Origin of the sequence: Pedobacter vanadiisoli (assembly GCF_042684385.1) — a bacterium.
Classification (GTDB): domain Bacteria; phylum Bacteroidota; class Bacteroidia; order Sphingobacteriales; family Sphingobacteriaceae; genus Pedobacter; species Pedobacter vanadiisoli.
Genome location: NZ_JBHULL010000044.1, coordinates 38,427 through 54,720 on the forward strand (window position 1 = coordinate 38,427; position 16,294 = coordinate 54,720).

Sequence of the window (16,294 nt, forward strand, 5' to 3'; positions counted from 1 at the left end):
AAAATTAAATTTAAATTGCCTCCATGAATATCGAATTCAATAAAAATGAGGATGTGAACAAACAGCTGGTTTACGAGCTGAAAACCAAACTCAAAAAAATCTATCTCGGTGGAGGCGAAAAAAATGCCGCGAAGCAAAAAGAAAAAGGAAAACTTTTAGCCCGCGAGCGTATTGCCTATTTAATTGATAAAGATTCTGACTTTTTGGAGGTCGGTGCCTTTGCCGCTGATGGTATGTATGCAGCGCAGGGTGGGTGTCCGTCTGCAGGAGTAGTATGTGGCATTGGCTATGTGAGCGGCAGGCAGTGTATGATTGTAGCAAACGATGCAACTGTGAAAGCTGGAGCCTGGTTTCCGATGACGGCCAAGAAAAATCTCCGTGCACAGGAAATTGCAATGGAAAACCGTTTGCCCGTAATTTACCTGGTTGACAGTGCAGGGGTATATTTGCCAATGCAGGATGAAATTTTCCCCGATAAGGAACATTTCGGACGGATGTTCCGTAACAATGCCATCATGTCGTCCGAAGGTATTGTACAAATTTCAGCCATTATGGGAGCCTGTGTTGCCGGTGGTGCTTATTTGCCGATTATGAGCGATGAGGCGATGATTGTTGATAAAACGGGTTCGGTATTTTTGGCGGGGTCGTATCTGGTAAAATCAGCTATTGGGGAAGAAGTTGATAACGAAACGCTTGGTGGGGCAACCACACACTGCGAAATATCAGGTGTTACCGATTATAAACACCCTAATGACCAGGCTTGTTTAGATAGTATCAAGAACATCATGAGTATGCTTGGTGCGCCTGAAAATGCAGGTTTCGATCGCATAGCAGCGGTTAAACCGAAAGAAAAAGAAGAAGAACTATATGGCATTTTTCCCGAAAACAGGGATAAGCCATACGAAATGATGGATGTAATTAACCGTTTGGTTGATGGATCCGAATTTGAAGAATATAAAAAAGGTTATGGTCAGAGTATTATCTGCGGTTTGGGCCGTATTGATGGCTGGGCAGTAGGTATTGTAGCGAACCAACGCAAAGTGGTAAAATCGAAAAAAGGGGAAATGCAGTTCGGTGGGGTAATTTATTCTGATAGTGCAGACAAAGCTTCGAGGTTTATCATGAACTGTAACCAAAAGAAAATCCCCTTGGTATTTTTACAGGATGTTACCGGTTTTATGGTGGGAAGCCGGTCAGAACACGGTGGTATTATAAAAGATGGTGCCAAAATGGTTAATGCGGTGGCCAACTCTGTAGTACCAAAGTTTACCATTGTATTGGGTAATTCTTACGGTGCGGGTAATTATGCCATGTGCGGCAAGGCTTACGATCCACGCTTGATTTATGCCTGGCCAACCGCAAAAATTGCCGTGATGGGTGGCTCGCAGGCGGCAAAAACATTGTTGCAGATTCAGGAAGCTTCTTTAAAAGCAAAAGGAGAGGTTATTACACCTGAAAAAGAAGCCGGATTGTTGAAAGAAATAACCGATAAATACGATAGCCAAACTACTCCATATTATGCTGCGTCACGGCTTTGGGTAGATGGGGTAATTGACCCACTCGAAACCAGGAAAGTAATTTCTATGGGGATAGAAGCAGCTAACCAATCGCCGATTACAAGGAAGTTTAATGTAGGGGTAATTCAGACCTAGTTTTTTATGCCAGGCTATATCTTTAGTGTTTTTCGTCCGGCACTGTTAATAAGTAAACTATGTTGACAATGTACGCTTGTTAACAATTATTTAAAGCATTAAATTTGCATTACGATTAATGAATTTCAAACACACAATATAATGTCACAAGAAAATGAGCACGTGCAGTGCTTAATTATAGGTTCAGGTCCTGCAGGTTATACCGCTGCAATTTATGCGGCCAGAGCCGATTTAAAACCAGTTATGTATACAGGTATGCAAGCTGGCGGTCAGTTAACGCAAACTACTGATGTAGAAAACTTCCCGGGTTACCCTCAGGGAATTATGGGACCGGAAATGATGGAAGATTTCCGTAAGCAGGCAGAACGTTTTGGTACGGATATCCGTTTTGGTTATGTAAGTTCAGTTGATTTTTCTTCAACTCCACATAAAGTAGTGGTTGATGAAATTAAAACCATTACAGCCGATACCGTTATTATTGCTACTGGGGCAACCGCTAAATGGTTGGGTTTGCCAAGTGAGCAGCAATACAATGGTTTTGGTGTTTCGGCATGTGCAGTTTGTGATGGATTCTTTTTTAAAGGACAGGATGTTGCCATAGTAGGTGCTGGTGATACCGCTGCCGAAGAAGCCACTTATTTGGCCAAACTTTGTAAAACCGTGCATTTATTGGTGCGCAGGGACGAATTCAGGGCGTCTAAAGCAATGGTAAGCCGTGTATTGGCTACCCCAAATATTGTGGTACACTATAATACCGAAACACAGGAAATTTTAGGTAACGGTAAAAACGTAACTGCTGTTAAAGTTATCAACAACAAAACCGGCGTTGAATCTGATATCGCTGTAGAAGGTTTCTTTGTGGCCATTGGTCATAAACCAAATACGGATATTTTTAAAGGCCAGTTAGATATGGACGAAACCGGTTATTTAACTACTAAGCCTGGTTCTACCTTAACCAATATCGAAGGCGTTTTTGCCTGTGGCGATGTGCAGGATATGTATTACCGTCAGGCGATTACCGCTGCAGGTTCAGGTTGTATGGCCGCGCTTGATGCTGAAAGGTATTTGGCCGCTAAAGAGCATCCCGTAGAGGCGTAAGAATATTTAAAATTATTGGAAAGAGAAACCAGCAATGGTTTCTCTTTTTTGTTCAGCCTCAAACTGAACCTTGTGTAACATTGTTTTCTGGTAGTGTAGTAGTTCCCCGAAGTAAACAACATTTACTAATACTCTTTGCAGCCTAACCAGCTCACCTGAACTTTTACCATCAATACCTTTTACTTACCGTTTTTTTTCTCTTTATCCAAAACCGTAAAAGTTTGTACCAGCCTTTCCCCGTTCTCATCAACTAAGGTTAAGGTATGTTTACCAGGCAACGGACTAACAGCCAATTGATGAAAGTTAGTGGTGGTGCTTATATATTCATTATCAATATGCCAGTATATTTTAGCACCAGGATTTCTGTGCGCTGCATTAATCACAATTTTACCTCTTGATCCATCCAGTTCTAAGGGTATATAAACTATTGCATTGTTTTTAGGGTAAATTACCTCCATTACATTATTTCCATCAGAAAGGTCACAACCGTCTTTAATAGGAGGAAGAGGCTTATAATCGCTATTTTTTATTTTGTAATAATATTCCATAGCTGGTGGTAAAATAAACCAGCTTTTGTGCTGCATGTGGGTTATACTTTCACATTGATCGGTAACCCTATAGGTACCGGTCCTGTCTAAATGGACCAATTTGTGAAAAGGACAAACGGCAGTCTTTTCTCCCGAAACAGGGACAAGCTCTTGTATTACATCGGTACAGTATTCTGATGCTTTGTAGCCGCTTTGTTTACAAATTTTAAGTTTTTTGAGTTTGGTTGTGGGAGTTTCGAACCACTTGCCATTGGGAAGTAACCTAAAAATGTCAAAGAGCACTGGTGCAGCTGCTTCTATTCCTACCAGGCCAGGCCTTCCTTCACCGTCAGCATTGCCTACCCAAACACAAACTACATAATCTGGTGTTAAGCCAATGGCCCAGGCATCACGAAAACCAAAACTTGTTCCTGTTTTCCATGCCACTCTTTGCGATGAAGAAAACTGTTCCCATAGGCCTTCGTCACCGGGTCTCATCACTTCTTCCATGGCGTTAAAAGTGGCCCAGATTGAACCATGGTCTAAAAAGGATGTACGCTGATAATCTTTTTCAGTTTTATTGTTGCTATTGAAATACCTTGCAGGTTTATAATCTTCTGGATTATACAAACCTTTATAGGTATTGAAGTGATTCAGCGTACGTACTAATCCCATGTAGGTGTTGGCCAAATCCCACATGGTTACCTCGCTACCGCCTAAAATCAGGGACAAACCATAGTGATCTGCCGGCTGGTTTAAAGTACCAATTCCCAATTTCTTAAGCTTATCATAAAAACGTTCGTATTTGTATTGCTGCAGCATTTTAACCGCAGGGATATTTAGCGAGCGGCTCAGCGCTTTATCAGCAGCAATGGCACCATCATAGCCAAGATCGTAATTTTGTGGCGAATAGCCTGCTATTTGAGTCGGAATATCCGGAACCAGGGTGTGCGGCAATATAAACCCATCATTCAGCATACTAGCATAGAGAAGGGGTTTTAGGGTACTTCCCGGACTTCTTGGCGCTTTAATCATATCCACGTGGCTTTGCAATCCGGTATTTTCCGGCTGATAGCTGTTTCCTACGTAACTGATTACCTGGCCCGTTTTGACATTGAGTACCAGGGCCGCAATATTGTTGATATCATTTGCCCTATAACGGTTGTTATACCGTTTTAATAGCGCATTAACTTTTAGCTGGATATTTTCATCCAGTGTAGAAGTAATTCTGGTAGAAGGAATTTTAAGACTGGCACGTTCTGCTTTAAAGCGGTTCAGTAGATGTGGTGCATTTTGAGGTAAGGGCATAGGCTTGCCCGGAACTGGCTCGAGCTTCGATAAATTAGCGGTAGCCTGATCGATGTATTTTAGCTGAGCAAGTTTATCCAATAAATCGTTTCTCTTTTTAATTAGCCTCGTAGCGTTTTTACCGGGGTGAACCAGCGAGGGGCTATTAGGAAGAACGGCTAATGTGGCCATCTCACCCCATGAAAGTGTTTTGGCATTACGGCCGTAATAACGCCAGCTTGCTGCTTCTAAACCTACAACATTGCTTCCAAATGGTGCATTTGCAGCGTATAAACCTATAATTTTTTCTTTTGAATATTTTATCTCTAAACGTAAAGCTAAAATCATTTCCAGTATTTTTTGCCAAACGGTGCGGTCCTGTTTGCGTGATAAACGGATTACCTGCATGCTTAAGGTACTGCCGCCACTCACTACACTTTTTGCCTTCCAGTTTTGACGCATGGCCCTGCTCATGGCCAGTATATCTACACCAAAGTGGCTATAAAACCGTTTATCTTCGAAAGCAATAATGCAGTCCTTAAATTTTACAGGAACGCTATCTGCTACAGGGAAGCGCCACTGCCCATCGCTGGCAATTGCAGCACTTAATAGATTGCCGTTGCTCGCCTCAATAACATAGGAGGTAGGCGTTTTGAAAAGCTTTGATGGTAATGAAAAAAGGAATGCCAAAAGCAGTACAAAACAGATGAGATCGGAAATAAGGAAAGCTTTTGGAATTTTGTTCATTTAATTTTTTTCTAAAATATCAAGTAATTTATAATTGATATAAAGTTTCTCTTTCCCCACTTTTGTTGATTTTAAGAAACCATTAGATTCTAATGCTGTAAGATAATTTCCCACTGTTTTAGGTGTTCCTAAATTTGCATTTGTTAGTGTTTGTCGTTTTGTATAAGGTAATTTGAATAAAATTTCAATTAAGTCTTTTGAATACACTTTAGGTAATTTTAATTTAATTTCACCAGCAGTTACATCCATTAATCTGGTAATATTTTCCAGTTGGGTTATACCTTTTTTCGCTGTAACTTCTATCATATCTAGCATAAAGATGATGTAAGGTTCCCAATTATTATTTTCGGTTACAGCTTTTAGATTTTTATAATAATCATTTTTATTCCTGATGATGTATCCGCTCAAGTAAATGGCAGGAATGTGTAAAAGCTTACTTATTTTTAAATATAATAAAAGCAAAATACGTCCGGTTCTGCCATTTCCATCAGCAAAAGGGTGTATTGCCTCAAACTGGTAGTGCATTACAGCCATTTTTATTAAAGGATCAAATTCTTTATTGGTATTTATGAATTTTTCTAAATCAGCTAATTTTTCCCTAATAATGTTTTCGCCAGTAGGTGGTGTATAAATTACTTCTCCTTTATTGTTTTTTAAAGTTGTTCCTGGGGTATTTCTAATTGCTGCCTGATTCTGTTTTATACATTGTACGATCTCTATGCATAAATTTGTACTGATAAAGGGTTTTTTCTCTAGTTTTTCTAAGCCCAGCCACAAAGCTTCTTTGTAATTTAAAACTTCCTTTGTTAAACTATTCTCAAAATTATTGTCAGCTACCAGATTTTTGTATAATTCATCATTTGTTGTAATAATATTCTCTATTTCTGAACTGGCTTTTGCTTCTTGTAAATGAATGGTGTCTAAAAAAAGCGTTGGGTTTGGTAAATTAACAAGTGCACCATTTAATTGTGCGAGCGCTCTGCTTGCAGAAATTGTTTTAAGCAATATCTTCTTAGTTTCAATATCCTTATTAGGAGGTAATAAAGGTAATTTATTGTAAGGTATTTCTCGTTTAAAGTTTTCCATAACAGAAGTAAATTTTACCTGTATAAATAATACGAGTGTAAATATAGTTAAAATTTACACTCGTAATTTGAACGAGGGTAAATTTTACACTCGTAACTTAAACGAGGGTAAAATTAAATATATTTTACCCTCGTTTTTGAGGCATTGATAATATACTTCTCTCTAGCTCTGGTCGTAGCGAGATGCTACGGACCAGTATTTGTCAATTCTATTTTACCACCTGTACCCATTTACCAGGCTCGGTTGCAGAAATATCGTTGTTGTACATTGCTTCGCATTGAACTGCCGATAAATAATATTTACCCAGGTAAGATGCATTAAGCAATACCTTATAAACCAGGCTTTCGCCTTCCCTCACATTAAAATAAGTGAAAACACGATCGTCCCTGATGTCCTGATAAGTATATGGAGATGAGGCCAAAATACTTTGGTTGTCATTTACCCTGGTATTGATAATTTCCCAACCTGAAGGAAAAATCTGGGTTAATGCCATTTGTTCGTAATACCCCATTCGGCCCGGATTTTTTATCGTTACCTCAGCATAGAAATCTGTTCCCTGTTTTAAGGTAGTAGGATCCAAAATTTTTCCGTTTAAACGTTTGTAGCTCACGCTCATATCCAAAACATCAGGACGGTTAGGCAAGAAGTTATTCTGACCAGAAATTGGCTGTCCTTCTAAAACCAGACGTACAAACAATACATTATTGCCATTATTAGTAACTGATGCAGTATTGCCTCTAAAGGTTACCGGTGTACTATTAATGTACTGATTTGAGTTTACCGGTGCAGTTTTTCCATCCAATACATATTGGTATTGCAATTTATTTGCCGATTGGTTTGAACCGCAAAACTTTGCAATGGCCAACAAACTGTAAGCCGTTGTTTGTGTACTGTACCAGGTATTTTCGCCTAGTTTAGCTGCTAAAGGTTGCAGTAAACCTGCAGCTTTTGCTTTCTGACCGAGCAGGGTTAGCGTTTCCAAAATCATGGCCTCATCGCGTACATCAGAGCCATAAGTTCCGCCTAATTGTTTATAAGCCTTAATAGATGTATCTAAACCCCTGATCATATTTTGAGCCACATCATTCTGTCCGGCAAGTTTATAAGCGGCTGCCAGGCGCCATTTTGCGGCTACAGATAGGTACTCGAAAGCTTTCAAGCGGTTCATGGCTGCCATTTCAGGTTTTTTAGCTAAGGCAAGCACATACAAACGGTAAGCTTGAGATAAATCGCCACCATAGAAATTATTGCTGTTTGGTACCCAGTTGGTTGCTTTTGATTTTTGAAAGCGTAATAGCTCATCCAAAAGTCCAACTGGTAAAGTATAACCTGCATTTTGAGCCTCTACCAGGAAATGACCGGCATAATTACTTCCCCATTCATCAGATGTGCCTTCTCCCGGCCAGTAAGATAAACCACCATCGGTAGTTTGAAAACCTTTTAGCCTGGTTATTCCAGCTTTGATATTTTTCTCTGTTGTGGCTTTTTGTTGTTCGTTCAATGGACTCAACCGATCTAAAAATAATTGAGGGAATATGCCCGAAGTGGTTTGCTCGATACAGCCATGCGGGTATTGGATAAGGTAGCCCAATCTTTTGCCAAGGTTGATTGCCGGGATAGATGAAACTTCCAGTGATCCGGAGTTCGTACCCGTCATTCCGATCGGTAAATAGTTTACTGCCCATTTAGTATGCGGCTGCACCGTTGCTGAAACCACATTGCTTACATAAGGGTTTGGATTTCTGATATCCATTTCTACATCGTAAACTGTTTTTTCAGCTCCGCTCTGCGCAATTACTTTTACTTTAGCAATTCCCACTGTATTTGGTGCTTTAACTTCAAAATAGGTCATTTGCTCGCCTGTTTGTTTATAGTAAAGCTGCTGTTTATTGGTACCCTGAACAATTAAATTACTGGCCTGAAGCTGAACAGATACATTTTTAAGGTTATTCTCTGTAGCAAACACCGTAACAGGTAAGGTGAAACTTTCACCCGGACCAATTACCCGTGGAAGAGTAGCCAATACCATTAACGGCTTTTTAACCTGAACCGATTTTTCTGCAAAACCATAAGCTGCCTCTTGTCCGGCAACTACCATTGCCCTCACTGCGCCGATATATTGAGGCAATTTAAATTTATGCGTTTTACTTTCTCCCTTGCCTATGGTAAATGGTCCCATAAATTTAACTACCGCTGTAAAGCGGTTTGCTTTTGCCGGATTGAGGTTTTTATTAATGGTTCCATCACCGCCTATACTTAAAATGCGCTCTAAATTTCCTCCCCAGGCACCCAGAACATAATCGAATAAATCCCATGTTTTAACACCCAGGCCTTCACGGGCATAAAATGCACCATGTGGATCGGGTGTTTTAAAACGGGTTAAATCCAACAGGCCTTCATCTACCAGGGCAATGGTATAAGTCATGGCTTTGCCGTTTTGTTCGCCCACCGTGATTGTATTTTCGGTTTCGGGCTTAATTTTATCAGCCATCCTAATGGTCGGCTTCAGGATGGTCTGCGGATCTTCTACCGAAAGTGGAATTGCCCCGTACATCCTGATTGGTAAATCGTTAACAGTTTGTGCATGAGGCTGTAATAAAGTAATGTTGGCGAAAACATTCGGGGCCATTTCTTTTTCAGCCTTAAACTTAAACTGTGTTTGTCCGGCTTTGGTATCCAGCCAAAATGTTTTTAGTACCCGGCTTCCGTTCTCAATGGAGATTAAGGCACGTCCGTTTTTCCCTGTTGGGATGGTTAGCGTAATGTCTTCTCCCACGGTAAATTTCTCTTTATTAGCTGTAAAAGACAGCATAGATGCTTCTGTAGGGTTATTGGCTTGCTCACGCTGCGCCCAGCCTGGCCAATCTATATAAACCGATTTTCCGGTAACATGTCCGCCATTTACATCACGTACCAAAATTAAATATCGGCCCCATTCGGGCTCGTCTACACGTAAATTCCAGCTTCCTTTTCCATTAAAGAGGTTTACCTGGTGGCTCTCTACCAGTTTGTTGTATTGGTTTTGGGTAAAGTTGGCGTACGTATACTGGTTGTCCTGTTCCCACCACCAGCGCCATTGTGTTTTATATAACTCTACCGTAACGGTTTTGGTGCCACTTAATAATTTCCCATCGGTATTCACATTTACAATTTCAATTTTGTGTTCTTTTCCGGTAACCAACATGTCGCTTAAACGATCGCCCTTTTCGGCGCGGATTCCTAAATAGCTATTATATACATGATAGGGAATGCTGAAATTATCGATACTGAAATTACCTCCCGGTTCGAAAACCTTGGTGGTGAAATTTGCCCTTAGTATACCCGGAGCAGTATTGTTCTCGTTCAGGTTGGTATTAATCTGAGCAGTACCATTTTGGTTTAAAGTGCCTTCGAAGATGGTTTTAACCTGCGATTGGAAGTTTACCGTCGGATTATCAAAACTAAAACCTTCAAAGCCTTTAAACTTGGTTTCGGTAGTATTTAAATTTACATCAACCTTTGCTTTTAAGTTTTGGGCAACTGCACCAAATAACCATTTGGCCGATAGGGTAGCGGCTGCTGTTCCGGTACCTAAATATGCCCTGTTACCAATATTGAAATCAATTTTCAAACGGTTTGGCATTACCGTTTCTATTTTTAAAGTTTTGGTAAAGGTGGCGCCACCGGCTTTAACTTTAGCCATCCAGTTACCAGTGGGCGATGTATTTTCAGTAGACGTTTTAAAGGTATAGAATCCATTTAAAGGTTTGCTATTAATTAATCTTTTGTAAAGTTGGCCTTTAGGATTATAAAATTCCATGGTTACCGGGTAATTGGCAGGAAGTTTCTTAAGCTTATCCTCTAAAACAAATGAAACAAATAAACTATCGCCTGGTCGCCAAACACCACGTTCTCCATAAATAAAACCTTTTAAGCCACTTTGAACTACATCACCACCCACATCGAACCTGCTTAAAGGCAGCGAGCTTCCATCGTCTAATTTAAGGTAGCCACGTTCTGACCCATTTTTAGCAATTAATAAAAAGGGTTGGCGCTTCAGGTCGAAGCTGGCAAGGCCGTCGCCATCTGTTTTAGTAGTGAAAATGATTTGTTTTTGGTAATCCATCAGTTCGAGGTTTACACCGCTTAATGGTTTTGCCGTCAATAAATCTGTTGCTACAACGAGCATGCTGTTATCATTGCCCCGTTTGGCTACCAAACCAATGTTTGAGGCAATTAAGTTTCTGCTGGCCCAGCGTTGGTTGGTATAAAAAGAAGGTGTACATGGATTGTCCTTATCATTCCATCTGTAGTTTGCCGGATAATAGTTGTTGTAACGTTGCCAAAAATCATCGTCTTCATCAATCTTCTCGCCATAACCTTCGTAATCACCATATTCATTTTCTTCATCACTTCCATCTGCTTTTTCTTCCCCGGTTTTACAGTTGTAAGCATTATATTCCTGTCTGAAACCGATAGTAACACGGTACATGGCGCCGGGTTCAGTACGGATCATTTTATCCAGATCAAGTGTAAAACGGTTCTTTTTATGGAGGTTTAATGCTTTATCTTCATCTAAACGTACTGTTTTCTGCAAAATTGGTTTTGCCACCCTGCGGAGTTCGTTTCCATCTTTATAACTATTGGTTTGGAAAAACTGTGGAATGTTGTTTTCATAAATTTTAATCACCGTTACATCAACAGCCTTTAAATTAATGGCTTCGAAAGGCAAAACCAGCTTTCCCGAATTGGGTAAAATACTGCCGCTGCCTGCAATGGTAACTGCAGGGAGTTTGTCTTCAAAAACGAGGTTAGCCACTTTTCCATTGGTAAGTGTTTTTGCATTGATGTTTTCGACCCCTGCATTTACACTCAAAGCATAGTTACCTTTAAGTTCTTCGGCAGCATAAACTTTAACCTGACTGGCATCTATGGTATACCTTAAATCGCTCAGGTTGCCAAGCGTAATCATGCCCGTTAAATCCTGTCCAACACCGATAGGCTCCGAAAATTGTACCAATGCATAATCTTCTTCGCCCTGAATAGCCTTCATGTCCAGAATTTCAAATTTGTTTATGGCCGGAACACGAACATCTACTGTTCCTTTTTGCTCGGCATCAATGGCATCGCCATCCCAGGCTATTTTTAAAGTTTGGTCGTTTCCGGTTTTTTTTATGCTGTCTATAGTGAATTTTGAGGTGTTTTTGGCCGGATCATGCTGCCATTTGATCTTTAATTTCTGATCAAAATCAAACGAAACCGTTTTCTCAATTTTGCTGGTTTCTTCAACATCGGCAGTAGCTATTTCGCCCGATAATTTCATATAATCAAGAGAAGTGTTGTTCTGGGAAACCAAACCATTTTGCGACAGCATGATACCTGGGGTAATTACTTTAAATTCAAAATCGAAATCTTCGAGGCCTTTTTCTGTGGCCGAAACTTCCGATAATTTAAATGTAGCTTCGTAATTTTTACCTGGTTTCAGGTTTTCATCAGGCCTAAATTCAACCGTTTGAGGATCTATCCAATAGGCTTTTCCCGAAATAGAAGGAGAGAAGTCGAAAAGTTTGCGGGAATCGGCCTTGCCCAGGTCCTGCATACCCGTTGCGGCATTGGCCAGGTGAACACGGATAAAACTCTTTTTCGAAATGGTACCGGAAGTATAAGCTTCGATATATTTTGCGTAGGCCTGATTATCCTCGTGGTTTTTCTTTCTTCTGTTGAAATAGATAAATACAATTGCTGCTATCGAAACAGCAAGCAAGCCGATAAAAATCAATTTCTTTTTAGGAGATGATTGATAGGTAGATGGTTTTTCCATGAATGAAATTCGTTAAGATAAATGGTAATGTTGCGGTTGCTGCAATTGCTATGCCGTAATTGTAATGATTAAACCGAACCCCCCGCTATTCTATCTGAAAATTAATTAAAATCGACGTTAAAAGAAATTATGTTGAAAATTAAAGCGAATGGTTTGTTCATTTGCATGGTTTTGGATAAGTTTACAGCATCAACCTCAATAAAACCAGATATGAGCAAGAAACTCTTAATTTTTTCGTGTTTGTTAATTTCTACACATTTTTGTTTTGCGCAGAAGGCCGAAGTAGAAAATGCGGTTACGCAATTGACCAAATTAATGATTACACCAGATAGTGTGGCATTGGATAAAGTGCTGCTTAATAATTTAAGCTACGGCCACTCGAGTGGGAAAATACAGACTAAACAGGAATTTATGCACTCATTACTTTCGGGAGAATCTGATTTCGTAGATATCAATTTAACCGATCAATCTGTTATCATGCAGAATAAAACAGCCTTGGTCAGGCATACCCTGAATGCTAAAACAAACGATAAAAATATTCCCGGTAATGTAAAGCTGTATATTCTTTTAATCTGGAGTAAAGAAAAAGCAGGATGGAAGCTGCTTGGCCGACAGGCGGTTAAGGTGCCTTAGGTTAGTTTGAAGTTTTCAGTTTTGGGAGCAGAAAAATGTGCTTGTATCCAATTCGTTTACCGTTTCTTAATTTATTAACCCGGAGGCTACAGGTCGAAATAGTACCCGCACTTTAAAGCTATTGAGTGGAAGCTCAGAGCTCACCGCTCTAAACGCCCAACTATTTTATCATCACCCCGGGCTTATTCACCAATGGTATTTTGATCAAATTTGAATCGATAATACTTTCGGGTAGAAAAATAAATTTTTTATCATAGATGGTGCTGCCAATGTAATAGCTTAACCAGTATTCGTTAGTTAAGCCAAAAACTTCAGGGTCAATGGCTTCCACACCAGCAAATGAATTTGCTTCCATGTCGCCAACAAAGTGTCTCAATACAGAAGTTTTTACCTGCTTTCCGTCTTTTTCACCATAACCTTTAGAGCTGATCAAAACATTTGTTATTGGTTCATTTTTTAAATTAATGAGATAAACCGTCCAGCTTCTTACTTCAGGAGTTTCGCCCATTAATACAACAGCCATTGCAATATCTTCAACTCTATTTTCTGGTAAATCTGCTTTCAAAGGGGGTAACTGTTTAAATTGTTTAATCGGTTAATTACAGGTATTAAATTTTGAATTTTTGTCAGTCATGTTCAGCTTGCCGAAATACTTACTTAAATGTCCTTCAACCGGCTCAGGATGACAATACTATTAATTGTCTATGCTCGCAATTTTATCTTGGTAATCCTAAAATCCTTTAATTCTGATCCTATTTTTTCTTTGCTACTGCTTTCTTTGCTGGTGTTGCCTTCTTCTTTGCCGGTGCTTTTTTCTTCGTTTCGAAAGCATTAGGTACCTGCTCTACAATCATTTTCTTAACTGTTTCCAAATCAATGTCGGCCAATTCTTCCGGCGTGTATTTTTGTTTGGTCGCCTCGTTGTTCCTTAATTTGAGCATTAATTTTCCAAAACGGATAAACGGTCCCCAACGGCCATTTTCGATCGAAATTTTTTCCGTCTCCCAGGTTTTAATGTACCTGTTGGCTTCTTTTTCAACTTTTTTGCTAATTAAAGTTTCTATGTTTTCCTGGGTAAGGTTATCAAAATCGTAACCTTTTGCCGGGATATTGATAAAAAGATCATTCCATTTAATAAACGGACCGAAGCGTCCTTTACCTTTTGTAACACCTAAACCTTCGTAATAAGCGATAGGGGCATCATCATCCATTTTTTGGCGGATAATTTCAACAGCTCTGTCGTAAGTAACCGATAGAGGTTCTTCATTTTTAGGAAGTGAGATAAAACTTTCGCCCCATTTCACATAGGGTCCGAAACGGCCAACCCCAATCACTACTTCCTTACCTTCAAAATCAGGCAATTGGAAAGGAAGTTTGAACAGTTCTAAGGCATCATCTAAGGTAATGGTCGCTACTGATTGGTTACGCATTAAGCTGGCGTAACGCGGTTTTTCTTCTTCGTCAAGCTCTCCGATCTGCACTAAAGGACCAAATTTGCCCACTTTGGTATAAACATTTTTGCCCGTTGAAGGATCAATACCTAATAAACGTTCGCCTGTAGCACGTTCAGCAGTTTCTAAAGTTGTTTCCACCTCACTGTGGAAAGGATTATAAAACGAATGCAGCATTTTGGTCCACTCCTGCAAACCCTGCGCAATTTCGTCGAATTCTTTTTCTACTTTGGCGGTAAAGTTAAAATCTACAATACCTTTAAAATGTTCTACCAGGAAATCGTTTACTACTTCACCAATGTCGGTTGGGAAGAGTTTTGATTTTTCGGCGCCGGTAATTTCAGATTTTATTTCTTTTTTTACCTGTCCATCAGCTAAAACGATAGCAGTATACTTACGTTGTTTACCTTCTCTGTCTTCTTTAACCACGTAACCACGGTTTTGTACTGTTGAGATGGTAGGTGCGTAAGTAGATGGGCGGCCAATGCCCAGTTCTTCCAGCTTTTTAACCAAACTGGCCTCTGTATATCTTGCCGGCGGGCGCGAATAACGCTCCGTTGCCTGCATTTCTTTTAAAAATAGTTCCTGGCCCTTGCTTAAAGGAGGTAAAATTGCACCACCTTCTTTTTCTTCATTTTCTTCATCATCGGTTGATTCGAGGTAAACTTTTAAGAAACCATCGAACTTTAATACTTCACCTTCGGCCACCAGGTATTCCTTGCGTGTTGAAGCAGTAATCTGAGCTGTTGTTTTTTCGAATTGTGCTTCGCTCATCTGCGATGCAATAGAACGTTTCCAGATCAGATCGTACAAACGTTTTTCCGAAATATCGCCATCTACGGTATGCCTGTCGAAATAGGTCGGGCGGATCGCTTCGTGCGCTTCCTGTGCGCCTGCCGATTTGGTCTTATAAACCCTTGGCTGATGGTATTTATCGCCATAAGCCGATTTTATTTCGGCTGCTGCAGCATTTATAGCCGTTTCTGATAAGTTTACAGAGTCTGTTCTCATGTAGGTAATCTTACCTGCTTCGTACAGTCTTTGTGCCACCTGCATGGTTCTTGCAACCGAAAAACCTAATTTCCTTGAAGCTTCCTGTTGTAAGGTAGAGGTGGTAAACGGAGCCGCCGGATTACGTTTTGAAGGCTTTGTTTCCAGGCTGGTAATGTTGAACCTGGCATTTACACAGTCCTGAAGAAATTTTTCAGCTTCAGCTTCATTTTCAAAACGCTGCGGCAATTCTGCTTTTACAGTTTCTTTTCCTTTACCGGTTGAAAACTGGGCTGTGATTTTGTAGGCTGCGGCGGCATTAAAGTTTAAAACTTCTCTTTCTCTGTCAACAATTAAACGTACAGCAACTGATTGTACACGGCCTGCTGATAATGATGGTTTTACTTTTTTCCATAGAACAGGGGAGAGTTCGAAGCCTACTAAGCGATCTAATACACGTCGGGCCTGTTGGGCATTTACCAGGTTATAATCTATCCCGCGTGGACTGTCAATCGCTTTTAAAATTGCTGGCTTGGTAATTTCATGAAAAACAATACGTTTTGTTTTCTCCACTTTGAGACCTAAAGTTTCAAATAAGTGCCAGGAAATGGCTTCCCCCTCGCGGTCCTCATCGGATGCTAGCCATACCATTTCGGCTTCTTTAGCCAGTTTTTTTAATTCGGCTACTACATTTTTCTTATCTGTAGGTACTTCGTAGGTTTGAGCAAAATTATTTTTGATATCAATGGCCATATCGCCTTTAACTAAATCACGAATGTGACCATAGCTCGATTTTACAAGAAAATCTTTACCTAGGTAGCCTTCTATTGTTTTAGCTTTTGCAGGTGACTCGACGATTAATAAATTTTTTGCCATGAAATACGTTTTTGTGCAAATAAAGCTATAATTAAAGTATAAATCCAAACCTGTGTGGATTTTTATACGATTTTTTTATCAAATGTTGGTAAACTATGTGGGTTTATCAGGTGAGTTTAATCTTCATCCTAAGGCCCTTTACGGTTT

General features: G+C 40.0%; 8 protein-coding genes. 3 read left to right on the forward strand and 5 right to left on the reverse strand.

The genetic code is table 11. The annotated features are described in order from the left end of the window. Nucleotides 1-23 precede the first annotated feature (23 nt). Together ACFSR6_RS21515 and trxB are read left to right on the forward strand one after the other, a co-directional pair. The gene (locus tag ACFSR6_RS21515) at nt 24-1,652 is read left to right on the forward strand and encodes an acyl-CoA carboxylase subunit beta (protein WP_379082835.1); all 1,629 of its coding nucleotides are present in this window, start codon (nt 24-26) and stop codon (nt 1,650-1,652) included. 141 nt (nt 1,653-1,793) lie between these two features. Then, nucleotides 1,794-2,750, forward strand: a complete 957-nt coding sequence (gene trxB / locus ACFSR6_RS21520) for a thioredoxin-disulfide reductase (RefSeq protein WP_379082838.1) — start codon at nt 1,794-1,796, stop codon at nt 2,748-2,750. A 179-nt stretch (nt 2,751-2,929) separates the two neighbouring features. Here trxB and pbpC read toward each other — a convergent pair whose 3' ends face one another. From pbpC to ACFSR6_RS21535, 3 genes are all read right to left on the reverse strand, one after another. After that, the gene (gene pbpC / locus ACFSR6_RS21525) at nt 2,930-5,311 is read right to left on the reverse strand and encodes a penicillin-binding protein 1C (protein WP_379082840.1); all 2,382 of its coding nucleotides are present in this window, start codon (nt 5,309-5,311) and stop codon (nt 2,930-2,932) included. Further along, a complete protein-coding gene (locus tag ACFSR6_RS21530) occupies nt 5,312-6,397 on the reverse strand; it encodes a Fic family protein (RefSeq protein ID WP_379082842.1) in 1,086 nt (361 codons plus the stop codon). Between the two features lie 208 nt (nt 6,398-6,605). After that, complete coding sequence (locus ACFSR6_RS21535) at nt 6,606-12,197, reverse strand: alpha-2-macroglobulin family protein (protein WP_379082845.1); 5,592 nt, start codon at nt 12,195-12,197, stop codon at nt 6,606-6,608. 210 nt (nt 12,198-12,407) lie between these two features. Here ACFSR6_RS21535 and ACFSR6_RS21540 point away from each other — a divergent pair, with 210 nt between their 5' ends. Next, entirely contained in the window at nt 12,408-12,830 is a 423-nt protein-coding gene (locus ACFSR6_RS21540; protein WP_379082848.1) for a nuclear transport factor 2 family protein, read from the forward strand. Between the two features lie 160 nt (nt 12,831-12,990). On the opposite strand, the gene ACFSR6_RS21545 is transcribed toward ACFSR6_RS21540, so the two are convergent. Both ACFSR6_RS21545 and topA read right to left on the reverse strand, forming a co-directional pair. Then, nucleotides 12,991-13,395, reverse strand: a complete 405-nt coding sequence (locus tag ACFSR6_RS21545; protein WP_379082851.1) for a hypothetical protein — start codon at nt 13,393-13,395, stop codon at nt 12,991-12,993. A gap of 187 nt (nt 13,396-13,582) precedes the next feature. Beyond that, entirely contained in the window at nt 13,583-16,147 is a 2,565-nt protein-coding gene (topA, locus tag ACFSR6_RS21550) for a type I DNA topoisomerase (protein WP_379082853.1), read from the reverse strand. Nucleotides 16,148-16,294 lie beyond the last annotated feature (147 nt).

Excerpts from the sequence above, each read along its gene's own strand:
- ACFSR6_RS21515 (WP_379082835.1), top strand. The coding sequence starts at position 24 with ATGAATATCGAATTCAATAAAAATGAGGATGTGAACAAACAGCTGGTT.
- trxB (WP_379082838.1), top strand. The coding sequence starts at position 1,794 with ATGTCACAAGAAAATGAGCACGTGCAGTGCTTAATTATAGGTTCAGGT.
- pbpC (WP_379082840.1), bottom strand. The coding sequence starts at position 5,311 with ATGAACAAAATTCCAAAAGCTTTCCTTATTTCCGATCTCATCTGTTTT.
- ACFSR6_RS21530 (WP_379082842.1), bottom strand. The coding sequence starts at position 6,397 with ATGGAAAACTTTAAACGAGAAATACCTTACAATAAATTACCTTTATTA.
- ACFSR6_RS21535 (WP_379082845.1), bottom strand. The coding sequence starts at position 12,197 with ATGGAAAAACCATCTACCTATCAATCATCTCCTAAAAAGAAATTGATT.
- ACFSR6_RS21540 (WP_379082848.1), top strand. The coding sequence starts at position 12,408 with ATGAGCAAGAAACTCTTAATTTTTTCGTGTTTGTTAATTTCTACACAT.
- topA (WP_379082853.1), bottom strand. The coding sequence starts at position 16,147 with ATGGCAAAAAATTTATTAATCGTCGAGTCACCTGCAAAAGCTAAAACA.